At 70.4% G+C, this 13,972-nt stretch carries 10 protein-coding genes; 5 read left to right on the forward strand and 5 right to left on the reverse strand.

Translation table 11 applies throughout. The features are described 5' to 3' along the window. Positions 1 to 2: 2 nt before the first annotated feature. The 3 genes from H1Q64_RS29455 to H1Q64_RS29465 all read left to right on the forward strand — a co-directional run bounded on the left by H1Q64_RS29455 (position 3) and on the right by H1Q64_RS29465 (position 3,284). The gene (locus H1Q64_RS29455; RefSeq protein ID WP_237907416.1) at positions 3 to 812 is read left to right on the forward strand and encodes an amino acid ABC transporter ATP-binding protein; all 810 of its coding nucleotides are present in this window, start codon (positions 3 to 5) and stop codon (positions 810 to 812) included. Positions 813 to 825: 13 nt separating this feature from the next. Further along, positions 826 to 2,022, forward strand: coding sequence for an MFS transporter (locus H1Q64_RS29460; RefSeq protein ID WP_237907417.1), 1,197 nt, complete (start codon positions 826 to 828; stop codon positions 2,020 to 2,022). A 65-nt stretch (positions 2,023 to 2,087) separates the two neighbouring features. Next, entirely contained in the window at positions 2,088 to 3,284 is a 1,197-nt protein-coding gene (locus H1Q64_RS29465; protein WP_137142537.1) for an ATP-dependent DNA helicase, read from the forward strand. Between the two features lie 69 nt (positions 3,285 to 3,353). Here H1Q64_RS29465 and H1Q64_RS29470 read toward each other — a convergent pair whose 3' ends face one another. The 4 genes from H1Q64_RS29470 to bla all read right to left on the reverse strand — a co-directional run bounded on the left by H1Q64_RS29470 (position 3,354) and on the right by bla (position 9,527). Continuing rightward, a complete protein-coding gene (locus H1Q64_RS29470) occupies positions 3,354 to 6,458 on the reverse strand; it encodes a molybdopterin dinucleotide binding domain-containing protein (protein ID WP_237907418.1) in 3,105 nt (1,034 codons plus the stop codon). A 14-nt stretch (positions 6,459 to 6,472) separates the two neighbouring features. After that, positions 6,473 to 7,606 carry an NrfD/PsrC family molybdoenzyme membrane anchor subunit gene (gene nrfD, locus H1Q64_RS29475; protein WP_237907419.1) on the reverse strand — a complete coding sequence of 378 codons (1,134 nt, stop codon included), beginning with the start codon at positions 7,604 to 7,606 and terminating at the stop codon, positions 6,473 to 6,475. Then, entirely contained in the window at positions 7,606 to 8,358 is a 753-nt protein-coding gene (gene dsrO, locus H1Q64_RS29480) for a sulfate reduction electron transfer complex DsrMKJOP subunit DsrO (RefSeq protein ID WP_237907420.1), read from the reverse strand. The genes nrfD and dsrO overlap by 1 nt, the downstream gene beginning before the upstream one ends. 278 nt (positions 8,359 to 8,636) lie before the next feature. Beyond that, positions 8,637 to 9,527, reverse strand: a complete 891-nt coding sequence (bla, locus tag H1Q64_RS29485) for a class A beta-lactamase (protein ID WP_237907421.1) — start codon at positions 9,525 to 9,527, stop codon at positions 8,637 to 8,639. 107 nt (positions 9,528 to 9,634) lie between these two features. Between bla and H1Q64_RS29490 the strand changes: the two genes are divergently transcribed. Further along, positions 9,635 to 10,510, forward strand: coding sequence for a LysR family transcriptional regulator (locus H1Q64_RS29490; protein ID WP_237907422.1), 876 nt, complete (start codon positions 9,635 to 9,637; stop codon positions 10,508 to 10,510). Positions 10,511 to 10,519: 9 nt separating this feature from the next. On the opposite strand, the gene H1Q64_RS29495 is transcribed toward H1Q64_RS29490, so the two are convergent. Then, positions 10,520 to 11,506 carry an aldo/keto reductase gene (locus tag H1Q64_RS29495; RefSeq protein WP_237907423.1) on the reverse strand — a complete coding sequence of 329 codons (987 nt, stop codon included), beginning with the start codon at positions 11,504 to 11,506 and terminating at the stop codon, positions 10,520 to 10,522. A 342-nt stretch (positions 11,507 to 11,848) separates the two neighbouring features. Here H1Q64_RS29495 and H1Q64_RS29500 point away from each other — a divergent pair, with 342 nt between their 5' ends. Next, positions 11,849 to 13,876 (forward strand): methyl-accepting chemotaxis protein, encoded by a 2,028-nt coding sequence (locus H1Q64_RS29500; RefSeq protein ID WP_237907424.1) that lies wholly within the window; start codon positions 11,849 to 11,851, stop codon positions 13,874 to 13,876. The last annotated feature ends 96 nt before the right edge of the window (positions 13,877 to 13,972 follow it).

Genomic DNA, 13,972 nt, shown 5'->3' on the forward strand with positions numbered 1-13,972 from the left:
CGGTGATCGAGATCCGCAACGTCTACAAGAGCTTCGGCAGCACCGAGGTGCTGAAGGACGTCAGCCTGACCGTGCCGCCGTCGCGCACCACCGTGGTCATCGGCCCGTCCGGTTCGGGAAAGAGCACGCTGCTGCGCTGCTGCAACTGCCTGGAAACCGCCGACCGCGGCGAGATCCGCATCAACCACCGGACCATCATCGCCGACGGCAAGCCGCTGCCCGACAAGGAGCTGAACGCGCTGCGCGCCGAGACCGGCATGGTCTTCCAGTCCTTCAACCTGTTTCCGCACATGACCACGGTGGAGAACGTCATGCGCGCTCCCGTCGTGGTGCGCGGCATGGCCAAGGCCGAGGCGCGGGAGCTTGCCATGGGGCTGCTGCGCAAGGTGGGGCTGGACGACAAGGCCGATGTGTATCCGTCCACCCTGTCGGGCGGGCAGAAGCAGCGCGCCGCCATCGCCCGCGCGCTCGCCATGAAGCCGAAGGTGATGCTGTTCGACGAGCCGACCTCCGCGCTCGACCCCGAGCTGGTCGGCGAGGTGCTCCAGGTTATGAAGACGCTGGCCGAGGAAGGCATGACCATGATGGTGGTGACCCACGAGATGGGCTTCGCCCGCGAGGTCGCCGACACCGTGGTCGTCATGGCCGACGGGCGCATCGTCGAGTCCGGCTCGCCGGAGCAGATCTTCACCAACCCGGTGCAGGAGCGCACCCGCGGCTTCCTGCGTGCGCTGGTGGACGGCCATCTCGCCGGCGCCCGCCCGCAGCCGGCGGCGGACGACCCGCTGGACGCCCTGCCCGGCAACCACTGACCTTCCCGCGATCTTGCCCCACACCACCCATCGGCCTCCGGCCTCGCCTCTGACGGTGCTGGCCGCGCTGATCCTCGGCGTCTGCGTCATCCAGGTCGCCAACGGCATCCTGCAGATCCTGCTGCCGCTTCGCCTCGCCGAGGCGGCGGCCCCGCCGCTGGTCGTCGGGGCGGTGGCGTCGGCTTATTCGGTCGGCTTCGTGCTGGGCTGCTGGGCGGCGCCCTGGATGATCCGCCGGGTGGGCGGGGTGTGGTCCTTCGCCGCCTTCGGGCTGCTCGCCGCCGCCGCCACGCTGCTGCTGAACCTGCTGCCCGACGCGCGGGCCTGGGTGGGGCTGCGGCTGCTGATGGGGGTGTCCTATGTCGGGATGCTCACCGTCGCGGAAAGCGGGCTGGCCAGCCTGACGCCGCCGGGATCGCGGGGCAGCGTCTTCTCCCTCTACATGATCGCCTGCAAGGTGGCGGTGATCGGCGGCCAGATGCTGCTCGCCAGCCCGGACCTGTCGGCCCTGTGGCTGACCGTCCTGGCGGCGGGCTGCTACGGCCTGTCGCTGGTGCCGGTGGCGGTGATCCGCCCGCCGGCCAGCGCCGCGCCGAAGGGGCCGTCGCCGTCGCCCTGGCAGTATGTGCGGCGGGCGCCGGTGGCCTTTGCCGGCTGTCTGATGGTCGGGCTGTGCAACACCGCGGTCACCGGCATCGGCCCGGCCTGGCTCGCCGGGCTGGCCTTGCCCGCCGCCGGGGTCGCGCTGATCATGTCGGGCATCCAGGTGGGCAGCGTGGTTCTGCAATGGCCGATCGGCCGATTCTCCGACCGGCACGACCGGCGGCTGGTGATCTTCGCGGTGTCCGCCGTGGCGACGGTCGCCGCTTTCCTGATCGCCGCCTTCGCCAACCCGCCCGGCGGGGCGGCGCCGCAGACCGTCCTGCTCGGCCTGTTCACCCTGTGGGGCAGCGCCGCCCTGTCGCTCTACGCGATCTGCGTCGCCCACGCCAACGACCATGTGACGGTGGAGGAGACGGTGCCGCTGGCGAGCGCGCTGCTGCTCGCCTGGGCGTTGGGGGCGGCCCTCGGGCCGCTGCTGGCGACGGCGGCCATGGAGTGGTTCGGGCATGACGCGCTGTTCGTCTATGTCGGGGTGGTGTCGGGCGGGCTGACCCTGTTCGCCGGCCTGCGCCGGGTTATCAGCGGTCCCTTCCGGGCCGAGCCGTAAGGCTTGGCCGCGGGCAGCCGGGCGGGCTAGTGTGTCCCGCCCAGCAGCCCCCTCCCCCGCGCTCCATGCCAAGCACCACCGACACCCCGACCGATGAGCAGTTCCGGGCGATCCAGGCCATCGACGCCTGGTACGCCGACCCCGCGGCCCCGCAGATGTTCTGGTTGGCCGGCGAGGCCGGAACCGGCAAGACCAAGACCACCGTCTTCGCGCTGGACCATCTCCAGGACCGCCGCAATCTGGAGAATTTCGTGGTCGGCGCGCCCACCGGCAAGGCCGCCCAGGTGCTGCGCCGCAAAGGCATCGACCGGGCGGCGACGCTGCATTCGCTGATCTACGCGCCGCGGCAGGACGACGACACCGGCGAGCTGTTCTTCGCCCGCAAGTCGGAGGGCAAGTTCGCCGAGGCCGACCTGATCGTCTGCGACGAGGGCTCGATGGTCGGGGACGACGTGGCGGGCGATCTTCTGCGCTCCGGCAAGAAGATCCTGATGATCGCCGACGACTATCAGCTCCCCCCGGTGACCGGCCAGGGCACGCTGACCAAGGGCGAGCCGGATTTTCGGCTGGTCGAGCCGCACCGCACGGCGCGGGAGAGCCCGGTGATCCGGCTCGCCCATCTGCTGCGCCGGCAGGAGCTGCCGCGCCGTTTCGGCACCGCCGGAAACGCCCATGTCCTGCCGCTGAACCGGGTGACCGAGCCGTTGGCCCTGCGGGTGGACACCCAGACCATCTGCGGCACCCACCGTGTGCGCACCGACTTCACCCGGCGCATCCGCACCCGCCATGGCTTCGACACGGTGATGCCCCAGGCCGGCGAGCGGGTGATCTGCCGCCGCAATGACCGCGAGGAGGGTCTGTTCAACGGCATGATCGGCACGCTGACCCGCCCGGCGGCGGAAGGGCGGGGGCGCCAGGACGGGCTGTGGTCGCTCGGCGTCCATATGGAGGACGAGGTGAAGCCCCGCAGCAAGCTGATGGTTCACCCCTGGATGTTCCAGGCCCACTACAGCGGCGAGACCAAGGCGCCGCGGGTGGAGCGCGACGTGCAGCAGTTCGATTGGGCCTGGATGATCACCTGCCATTCCGCCCAGGGGTCGGAGTTCCCCTCCGTCACCGTGCTCGACGATTCCGCCGCCTTCCGTGAGCACAAATGGCGCTGGCTCTACACCGCCGTCACCCGCTCGCAGGACGAGCTGTTCCTGCTGCTGCGCAACGCCGATCTGGGCGGGAACTGGCGGATGCCCGACCTCGACGCGTGACGGGATGAAGTAACCCTCTCCCCAGAGGGGAGAGGGAACTCGAATGGCGATCGTCCTGCCAACCATGGCTCATGCCGCGGCGACTCGCTCCAGTTTGGCGGGAAGGCCCTGGCGCACCGCCGTTCCGGCGATGGGATCGACCCAGACCGAGGCGCCCGGACGGGTCGGGTCGTGCAGGCCGAGGTCGTTGATGTTCACCCCCGCACCGATCTCCGGCACCACCGGCTGGCTGAGGCCGCCGATGACGTGCGGCCGCGCGCCGAACTCCTTGTGGCCGAAGCCGTGCTCGACGGCGAGCACGCCGGGCATCACGCCGTGCCGGACGATGGCGGTCGCCAACTCCGACCCGCCTGGCGTGGCGATGCGGATGCGGTCTCCGGTGGCGATGCCCAGCCGCCGCGCGTCCTCCGCGTTGATGCCCACCGGATTCTCCGGGTGCAGGTGGCGCAGGCGGCTCGCCGCGATGGTGTAGGCGCTGACCAGCACCGATTTCGAGCTGATGAGCTGGAAGGGCCAGTCCTCCACCCTGTGGACCTGCCGCATCGGCGTGCCGTCGGCGAAGGCCGGGGGCGTCCAGGCGGCGGTGCCGGTCCAGCGCTTGCCGGTGACGCTGCTCTTGGCAGCGCCGACCGCCTCGTTGTAGACCAGCAGCCCGTCCTTGAAGCGGTGGGTGGCCTTGTCGCCCTCGAAGCCCTCCGCCTGGTTCTGGTAGCGCCCGCCGCGCGCCAGGATGAAGGCGACCTTGCGCCACTCCTCCTCCTTCAGCACCGCCTGGAGAGCTGGCAGGACGCGGGCGACGCCGGACAAGGCGATGTCTTCGTCCGTGGCGTCGGGCACCGGCTGCTTGCCCAGCCACGCGATGTTGGCGCCGCCGCGCAGGTACCAGTCCTCGGGCCGCTCCAGCGGATGGGTGTTCCCGTCCATGTCGGCGATGGCGTCCGGGCCGAAGCCGGGCAGGCCCAGCCGCTTCGCGAGCGCGATCAGGAAGGTCTCCATCTGGACGTGGCGGCCGTCCGGCAGCGGCTCCGTGCGCGGCGTCACCACCGGCCAGCGCGCCGTCAAGGTCTTGGTCGGCACGCCCGCCCAGGGGGCCGCCCAGCCCCAGGTCTCGTACAGCACGGTGTCGGGGATGATGTAATCGGCGAAGGCCGTGGATTCGTTGATGAAGGGGTCGATGGCGACGATCAGCGGCAGCGCCTTCGGGTCGCGCAGCGTCGCCTCCACCTGGGCGCGCACACCGGGGATGCCGTAGACCGGGTTGCTGTTCCACAGGAACAGGGCCTTCAGCGGGTACGGGTAACCGTCCACCACGCCGCTGGTCAGATACTCGGTGGTGAGCTGCGGGGCGTTCGGGTACCAGGGCGCCTTGGCCGGATAGGGCTTGCCGGCCTCCTTCTTCGCCTTGAACTCGCTGGATTTCTCGTAGGGAATGGGGCGGCTGATGGCCGTGCCGGAGGGCTTCACCTGTCCGGGGAAGCTTGCCAGCTTGTAGCGCGGGCCGTCCTGCTCGTCCGGGAAGCGCCCGCCGCCGAAGATGGTGCCGCCCTTCCAGTTCAGGTTGCCGATCAGCGTGTTCAGCGTCACCACGCCGAAGGCGTTGTAGAAGCCGTTGCCGGCCATCATGCCGCCGTGGGTGTTGGCGGCAGCCTTCTTGCCGTGGCTGGTGAACTCCCGCGCCAGCCCGGCGATGACGTCGGCGGGGATGCCGCAGGCGTCGGCGTAGCCGGCGAGGTCGAGCTTCATCGCCTGCTCGCGCAGCAGGGTCAGGCTGGTCTTCACCGCGACGTCGCCCGCCGGGGTTGCCACCGTCCCGCCGTGGAACAGAACGGCCGGTCCCGTCAGGGCGTCGTGGGCCACCGGAGTCCCGCTGGGGTCGAGCACGACGAAGGCGTCCTTGGCGCCGTAGCGCTCTTTCTCGTCCAGCGTCACCCAGCCGAGGTCGGAGGCGCGCAGCATCCGGCCGTCGCGCGGGTGGCCCGTCTGCTGGATCACCAAATGGGTGGCGTTGCACCAGCCGGCCTCGCCCGCCGCCTCCGCCGCTTTGCCATTGGGCTGGGACAGGTAGGTGGCGTCGATGCGCCCGTTCTCAAACATCCAGCGCATCATGCCCAGGACCAGGGCGCCGTCGGTGCCGGGCCGGATGGGAATCCAGTCGGACCGCTCCGCCGCCGCGCGGTTGTCGGCGTTGGTCAGCACCGGATCGACGACGACGTAGTTCAGAACGCCGTCCGTCCGCCCCTTGGCGAGCAGCATGGCCTGCCGCTTGAACGGGTTGCCGGCGTTCGACGGGGCGGTGCCGATGAACAGCACGAACTCGGCGTTCTGCAGGTCCGGCTTGGCGTGCGGCATCTTCTTGGCGTCGCCGAACACCGCCCCGGAGCCGGAGCGGTAGGCGCCGCCGCAGTAGGAGCCGTGCCCGACGAAGTTGATCGTCCCCAGAGCCTGGTTGAAGAAGCGCCGCACGAAGGGCTCCCGCCCGTCGTTGACGGACGACAGCAGGGCCACCTGATTGACCTTCGGCCCCAATTCGGGGGCGGCCGGGTCGATGGGCGTCTTCAGGTCGCGCAGCGCCCGCAGGCCGGGCACCGGACCTTCGCCGAACAGGTCGCCGCCCTCCGCGATCTCCTGGACCAGCCGGTCGAAGGCGATGGGTTCCCACTGGCCGGAGCCGCGCGGGCCGACCCGCTTCATCGGCGTGGCGACGCGGAAGGGCGAGGTCAGCATCTCCAGCGCCGCGTTGCCACGGCCGCAGGCGGTCGAGCGGCCCTTCAGCCCCTTCTCGTCCAGCCGCGACAGGGACTTGAAACTCTCCTTGATCGGCGTGCCGTAGGGCAGGAAGGGATCGGTGGACAGCGGGCTGTAGGGGTTGCCGGCGACGCGCAGCACCTTGTTCTTCTCCACATCGACCCGGACGCGGACGCCGCACAGGGTGGTGCAGCCGAGGCAGGCGACGTTGGCGACGATTTGGCCCGGCGTCGGGGTGAGGTCGCCGGTCGCAGGATCGACGCGGAATTCCGGGGCCGGGGCGTTGCCGGAGATGGCGTGGTCGGGCTTGTCCCCGGCCCAGGCGCCCTTCACGAGCTTGCGCCCGGTGTCGGAGAAGCCACCCGCAAAGGCGGCGAGCGCGCCGGCCGCGGCGCTGGTCTTCAGGAGAAGGCGACGGGAAATCGACATGATGGGTGCTCCGTTCACTCGGCGGCGGCCACGGTTCCGGCGGGCGCCTGAGGCGCGCGGACCGGACCGGGCGCCGGGCGGCGCGGGGAAGGCAGGACGGCGGTGAGAGCGATCAGCAGGAACAGCCAGAGTCCCGCCGTTCCGACGATCCCCAGCAGCCCCTCCGGACCGGCGGGCAGCGCGTAGTCGTAGAAGCCGGCGCCGGTCTTCGGCACGGTCTGGCCGCCGATGAACACGGTCCAGCGGAACATCCAGGCGCCGTGCAGGGCGATCAGCCCGGTCAGCAGCCCCGTTCCGGCGGGCTTGGCGACGGCGATGGCGAAGGGCAGCGCGGTAGCGGCGACGGCCCAGACGGCGGTGACACGCCACGCCTCCGACCCGGCGACGCTGCCCAGCGCCTCCGCGTGGGTGGCGTCCAGCCCGAACAGGCCGAGCGCCAGCCACAGCCCTCCGACCAGCATGACCCCGCCCAGGAAGCCGGCGAGCAGCCGGTTCGCCCGCACCTCCACCGCGCGGTCGTTGCCGGCGGCGAAGCGGTTCAGCACCAGCACCAAACCGGCGGCGCCGGCCAGCGCGGTCATCAGGAACTGCACGGGCAGGAAGGGCGTGTGCCACAGCGGGCGCGCCTTGACCACCGCGACCTCAGCCCCGGTGTAGAGGGCGACGAGGAGCGCGCCGGCCAGGGCGAACAGGCCGGCGGCGCGGATCAGCGCGTCGCTGCGCCCGCCGCCCAGCGACGCCAGCCGGTAGAGCGCCGCAAGGCGGCTGTCCACCCGGCCATGCGCCTGCAACTCCTCGCGGAAGCACGCCCAGCCGTAGACCAGCAGGCCCGTGACGTAGAACGGGATGAAGACGGAGCCCCACCACATCCACGACGTCGGACGCAGCACGACGTAGAAGTGCCAGAAGCGGCCGGGCTGGTGGAGGTCCGACAGCAGCGCCACCGGTGCGGCCAGCCCGCAGGTCAGCGCCACCAGCAGGGCGGTGCGCCCGAGCTTGCGCCAGCCCTCCCGGGCGAAGGCGTAGCCGGGCAGGCTGAGCAGCAGGCCGCCGACCGACAGGCCGATCAGGAAGAAATACTGCACGGCCCAGGGAAGCCACGCGACCTCGCGGGTCACGTTGATGACCTCGACGATGTGGTTGTCCATCACGCGTGCTCCTTTTGGGCGTGGGTCTCGCTGCTGGGCCGCCAGAGCGTCGGCGTGCCGTCAACCTTCCCTTGGAAGCGGGGATCGAGGCCGAGGTAGAAGACGCGCGGCTGGGTCCCCTGCTCCGGCTTCAGCACCTTGGGGTTCTCCTCGCGGAGCAGGGTGGCGACGGCGCTGTCCGGATCGTTCAGGTCACCGAAGATGCGGGCGCCGCCGACGCAGGTCTCCACGCAGGCGGGCAGCAGCCCGGCCTCCACGCGGTGGACGCAGAAGGTGCATTTGTCGGCGGTCTGGGTCTCGTGGTTGATGAAACGCGCGTCGTAGGGGCAGGCCTGGACGCAGTAGGCGCAGCCGACGCAGACGGTGTTGTCCACCACGACGATGCCGTCCCGGCGCTGAAAGGTCGCGCCAGTCGGACAGACGGGGATGCAGGGTGGGTCCTCGCAGTGGTTGCACAGGCGCGGCAGCATGTAGCTGCCGGCCTTGCCCTGCTCGGTCACCTCGTAGGTGGAGACGATGGTGCGGAAGCTGTTTTCCGGGACGTCGTTCTCCATGATGCAGGCGACCGTGCAGGCTTGGCAGCCCACGCATTTGCGTGTGTCCACCACCATCGCCCAGCGATGCGCCGGATCGCCGTCCCGGCGGAGCGACGCAGCGCCGGGCGCTGCGGCGGCAGGCATCGCTCCCACCGTCGCGGCGCCGATGGTCGCGGCGCCGGCGCCGAGGCAGAAGTTGCGCCTTGATCGGTCCATGGCTGGCCTCTTCGCACCTGATTCCTTCGGCCGCGACGAACCGCGGCCCTACGGTGCGAAGGGTACCGGCGCCCTGCCCCCACTCCCATTGGGGGCATCCCTACACTTCTTAGGGTAAACCCCAGTGACGACATGCCGCAGGGGGCGGTCGTTCAAGGCAATCGCACTTGACCTTCATAGCCCTCTCCCCCGGTTTCGGCGGACCAGAGGTCCGCCTGTCGCGTCAGCGCAAACTTCGTTTGCGCGTGAGCGGAGGGGAGAGGGGATTTCAAATGCGATCAGCCCTTGAGGGCGTCGGCGACCGCGCGGGCCACGCCGGCGTGGATGGCGTCCCGTTCCTTGAAGGCGTCGGCCGTCTCTGTCAGGTAGCTGGTGATGAGCAGGGGCGCCCTACCCTCCGGCCAGACGATGCCGATGTCGTTGGCCGTCCCGCGCACGCCGGTGCCGGTCTTGTCGCCGACGCGCCAGCCCTTCGGCAGCCCGGCGCGCAGGCGCTTGTCACCGGTCCGGTTGGCGACCATCCAGGCGATGAGCTGCTCGCGCGACGCCGGGGTCAACGCGTCGCCCAGCATCAGCCGCTCCATGCTGTGGACCATCGCCGCGGGCGTGGTGGTGTCGCGCGGGTCGCCGGGAATGGCGCTGTTCAGCGACGGCTCGTTGCGGTCCAGCCGTGTCTTTTGGTCATCCAGCGTGCGCAGGAAGGCGGTCAGCCCAGCGGGGTCGCCCACCGCCGGCAGCAGCAGGTTCGCCGCCACATTGTCGCTGAGCGTCATCGTCGCCTCACACAGTTCGGCCACCGTCGGGGGCGGGCCGTCGAGGCGGGTTTCGGCGAAGGGGGCGTAGGGGACGAGGTCCGCCTTGGTCACCGGGATGCGTCGGTCCAGCCGTTCGCGCCCCTCGTCCACCCGCTTCAGGACAGCGCCAGCCAAAAGAAATTTGAAGGTGCTGCACATCGGGAAGCGCTCGTCCGCGCGATGCCCGAAGCGCTGGCCGGTGCCGGTGTCGAGCACCGCCACGCCCAGCCGCCCGCCGCTGCGCTTTTCCAGCGCGGCGATCGCGTCCGCCAGCCTTTTGTCCCCGAATTTCCTGGGTTTCTCCGCCCTCGCGCCGGTCGCCGCCAGCAGCGTCACGCCGCCCGCCGCGGCCAGGAAAGCCCGCCGTCCGATCATCGTGTCCTCGTGTCATGCCGTGTCGATGGACGGACGATAAAAATCTCCCGGCGCTCGGACAAACGATGATAGTTTTCACAAGCCACAAGAAAAACTTATAGCTGTCCATGGCCCGTCCACAGCTTCCGCTCAACGCGCTCCGCGCCTTCGAGGCGTCGGCCCGCCATCTCAGCTTCACCCGCGCCGGGCTGGAACTGTGCGTCAGTCAGGCGGCGGTCAGCCAGCAGATCCGCACGCTGGAATCGCGGCTCGGCGTCACCCTGTTCCGCCGCCTGCCGCGCGGCCTCGCCCTGACCGACGAGGGGGCGGCGCTGGTGCCGGTGCTGATGGACGCCTTCGAACGGATCGGCGCGACTCTCGACCGCTTCGCCGACGGGCGCTACCACGAGGTGCTGACGGTCGGGGTGGTGGGAACCTTCGCCACGGGCTGGCTGCTGCCGCGCCTGCCGGCCTTCACCGCCGCGAACCCGGCGGTCGATCTGCGCATCCTGACCAACAACAACCGGGTCGATCTGGCCGGTGAGGGGCTGGACTTCGCCATCCGTTTCGGCGACGGCTCCTGGCACGGGGTGGAGGCGGTGCCGCTGCTCGACGCCCCGCTGACCCCGCTCTGCGCTCCGGCGCTGGCGCAGCGGCTGTCCAGCCCGGCGAACCTCGCGCGCGAGGTGCTGCTGCGCTCCTACCGGGTCGAGGAGTGGCAGCGCTGGTTCGCGTTGGCCGGGGTGCCCTGCCCGGCCATCCGCGGCCCGGTCTTCGACTCCTCCCCCACCATCGCCGCCGCCGCCGCGATGGGCGCCGGGGTGGCGCTGCTGCCCGCGCGGCTGTTCGGGCACGACCTCGTCACCGACCGGCTGGTCCGCCCCTTCGCCATCGAAGTGCCGGCGGGCCGCTACTGGCTGACCCGCCTGCACTCCCGTCCCGAGACGGCGGCGATGCAGAGCTTCCGCCACTGGATCGCCGCCGCCGTTCGCATGGACGATTAGGCCGGCGTCTCAGGCGGGAGTCGGGGCCTGCTCCGGCAGGACGCCGGCCTGTTTCAGCTCCCGCCAGAAGTCAGCCGGGATCGGCTGCTTCATCAACGCGACATTCTCATGGACGCGCGGCGGGTTCTTGGTGCCCGGAATGACCGAGGCGACGACCGGGTGCGCCGCGCAGAATTGCAGGGCCGCCGCCCGCAGGTCCACACCGTGCCGTTTGGCGATCTCGGCCAGACGGTCGCGTGCCGCCACCTTGTCCGGCGGGGCTTCCTGGTACTCGAAGTTCTTGCCCCCGGCGATCAGGCCGGAGTTGTAGGGGCCGCCGACCACGACGTGGACGCCGCGTTCCTGGCAGCGCGGGAACAGGGTGTCCAGCGCCGGCTGGTTCAGCAGGCTGTAGCGCCCGGCCAGCAGGAAGACGTCCGGGTCGGCCCGCTCCAGCGCCATCACGCAGGGCTCCACCCGGTTGACGCCCAGACCCCAGCCGCGGATCACGCCCTCCTCGCGAAGCCGGGTCAGGGCCACGGCGGCGCCCTTCATGGCGGTGTCGAACACCTCCAGCCAGCGGTCGCCGTGGGCGTCCTCCGCGCAGTCATGAATGTAGGCGATGTCGATGCGCGCCATGCCCAGCCGTTGCAGGCTGTCCTCGATGGAGCGGCGCACCCCGTCGGCGGTGTAGTCGTAGTCCACCCGGAAGGGCAGCCCCTTCACGAAGGGGCCGTGCTGGCCGCCCTTGCTGGAATCGGCGCGCAGCAGGCGCCCGACCTTGGTGGACAGGACGAAGTCGTCGCGCGGACGGTTGCGCAGGACATGGCCGAACCGGTGCTCCGATATGCCGGGGCCATACTCCGGCGCCGTGTCGAAATAGCGGATGCCGGCGTCCCAGGCGGCGGCCAGCGTGGCCTCCGCCACGTCGTCCGGCACCTCCTCGAACATGTTGCCGAGCGGAGCGCCACCAAACCCGATGGGTCCGGGCGGAGCGAAATGCTTGCTGTCCGGCATGACCGACCTCTCGTTGTTCCGTGCGTGTGCGGGATCCCAGTCTGCGCTCCGGCGGCGCTTCCCTCAACATGGGGCCTCAACATCGGCCCTCAACATCGGGATGGTTCCGGCGTTCCCATTCGCAACTTGCCGACGTGGGCGTAGCAATTTGCGACACGGATGGGAGCGCGTTGGCAAATTGCAACGGTTGGGAAGGAACAACCGCGCAGCCCACTCGGGATTTTTGCTGGGTGGAACAGCAATTGCGCGGAGATTGGGAGTTGGTACGGAATTTGAGAATGATTTGATCCGGTGCGGGCGACCGACGCCGAACAAAAAATACCCCAGGCAGGACATCCCATCATGACCACCTCCCTTCGTGCCTTCGCGAATTTGCGCACCGCAACCAAGGTCTACACCGGCTTCGGGGTCACGCTGGCCCTTCTGGTCACGTTGGGAGCGGTTTCCTGGAGCGGCCTTCGGTCCAACGATACAGCGCTGCGCAGCTACGCGGCGCAGTCCAACATCACGGTGACGTTGGGAGAGGCCGATACCGCGCTGTCCGACGCGCTGGGAGCGGCAGCGGAGTTTCTCGTTTCCGGCACGGACGGCGCGGCCAACCGATTCCGCGCGACAGCCGGCGAGTTCCGCCGGCAGTTGGACAAGGCGGCCCCCGGCATCGGCGATTCGGCCGATCGTCAGGCGGTGGAGGAGATCCGCGGGCTGGAGCGGGACTTCCTGACCGGCTTCGACCGTCTGGTCGCCCTGCGCACGGAACGGGACGGCATCGTTGCGGAGGTGGTCAACAAGCTGGGCGCCGACATTCGCCGGACGTTGAGCGATCTGGTGACGGCGGAACGGCAGACCGGCAATCTGGACCGCACCGTTCAGGCCGCGGGCGTCAGCGAGCAGTATCTGCTGGTGCGCGTTCTGGTCGCACGCTTCGTGACCGAGACGAAGCCCGAGGATCTGGTCCGCATCCGCCAGGATCTGGCGTCAGTGGCTGCCGACGTCGAGGGCGAAGCCAAGGGCTGGGCCGACTCCCCGGGCGCCGCCAAGCGCACCGAGGTGCTCGCCAAGCTGCCGCGCTACACCGCCGGCATCGAGCGCATCGCCGCCATCGCCGAGGAGATGACACGCGTCAACGCCGACACGCTGACCCGCGCCGGCGCCCAGATCAATGGGAAGATCGGGTCGATCCGCCAGCACTCCACCGAGGTCCTGAAGGGGCTGGAGGTCAGCGCCGCCGCCGCGGTGACCGCCGCCGAGCGGCAGGGCGCCGCGGTGACCGCCGCCGCCGTGGCGCTGGGCCTGCTGCTGGCCTGGATGATCTCGCGGGCGATCACCCGTCCGCTTGGCGCCATAACCGGGGCGATGGGCCGGCTGGCCGAAGGCGACCGGACGGTGCAGGTGGACGAGGGGTGGCGAAAGGACGAGATCGGGGCGCTGGCCCGCGCCCTCCAAGTCTTCAAGTCGAACGCCGAGGAGATGGAGCGCATGCGCAAGGCGCAGGAGGAGGCCGAACGCCAAGCCACCGAGCAGCGCCGCGCCACCATGATCCGCATGGCCGACACCTTCGAAGCGACCGTCCAGGGCATCGTCGAGGCGGTGGCGAGCGCCGCCGGCGGCATGCACAACGCCGCCAGCACCCTGTCCGGCACCGCGTCGGACGCCAGCGAGCGCTCGCTGCTGGTCGCCTCCGCCTCCGAGGAGGCGTCGGCCAACGTGCAGACCGTCGCCAGCGCGACGGAGGAGCTGTCGGCCTCCATCGCCGAAATCGGCCAGCAGGTGGAGATCTCCACCCGCATCGCCGGTCAGGCGGTGACCGACGCGGAAGGCGCCGATCGCACCATGTGCGCCCTGGTCACCGCCGCCGAGCAGATCGGGCAGGTGGTGGAGATCATCAGCGGCATCGCTGCCCAGACGAACCTGCTGGCGCTGAACGCGACCATCGAGGCGGCGCGGGCCGGCGAGGCGGGCAAGGGCTTCGCCGTGGTGGCGGGCGAGGTGAAGGCGCTGGCCAACCAGACCGCCAAGGCGACCGACGAGATCCAGTCGAAGGTGCAGGAGATCCAGCAGACCACCGGCGGCGCGCAGAAGGCCATCGGCAGCATCGGCCAGACCATCGCCCGGATGAGCGAGATCGCCACAACCATCGCCGCCGCCATCGAGGAGCAGGCCGCCGCGACCCGCGAGATCGCCAGCAGCGTCTCCCAGGCCGCCCAGGGGACGGAGGAGGTGTCGCGCAACATCGCCGGCGTCAGCACGGCGGTGTCGGAGACCGGCAGCGCCGCCAGTCATGTCCACGGCACGTCGGAGGAACTGGCCGCCGAGGCCGTGCGCCTGCGCAGCGAGGTGCGCAGCTTCATCGCCACCGTCCGGGCCGCCTGATCCGGCGGGATGAGGGGATCGCCGCTTGTTCCGGTTCCCCTCCACCGGAAGGGTGGTAGGCTGAACCGAGGCGCCTGAGCAAAAGGCGTCTCGGTT

Source organism: Azospirillum brasilense (assembly GCF_022023855.1).
In the GTDB taxonomy this organism is placed as follows: Bacteria; Pseudomonadota; Alphaproteobacteria; order Azospirillales; family Azospirillaceae; genus Azospirillum; species Azospirillum brasilense_F.

Coding starts and splice junctions, on each gene's coding strand:
- H1Q64_RS29500 (WP_237907424.1), top strand. CDS start 11,849: ATGACCACCTCCCTTCGTGCCTTCGCGAATTTGCGCACCGCAACCAAG.
- H1Q64_RS29465 (WP_137142537.1), top strand. CDS start 2,088: ATGCCAAGCACCACCGACACCCCGACCGATGAGCAGTTCCGGGCGATC.
- H1Q64_RS29490 (WP_237907422.1), top strand. CDS start 9,635: ATGGCCCGTCCACAGCTTCCGCTCAACGCGCTCCGCGCCTTCGAGGCG.
- nrfD (WP_237907419.1), bottom strand. CDS start 7,606: ATGGACAACCACATCGTCGAGGTCATCAACGTGACCCGCGAGGTCGCG.
- H1Q64_RS29495 (WP_237907423.1), bottom strand. CDS start 11,506: ATGCCGGACAGCAAGCATTTCGCTCCGCCCGGACCCATCGGGTTTGGT.
- dsrO (WP_237907420.1), bottom strand. CDS start 8,358: ATGGACCGATCAAGGCGCAACTTCTGCCTCGGCGCCGGCGCCGCGACC.
- H1Q64_RS29470 (WP_237907418.1), bottom strand. CDS start 6,458: ATGTCGATTTCCCGTCGCCTTCTCCTGAAGACCAGCGCCGCGGCCGGC.
- bla (WP_237907421.1), bottom strand. CDS start 9,527: ATGATCGGACGGCGGGCTTTCCTGGCCGCGGCGGGCGGCGTGACGCTG.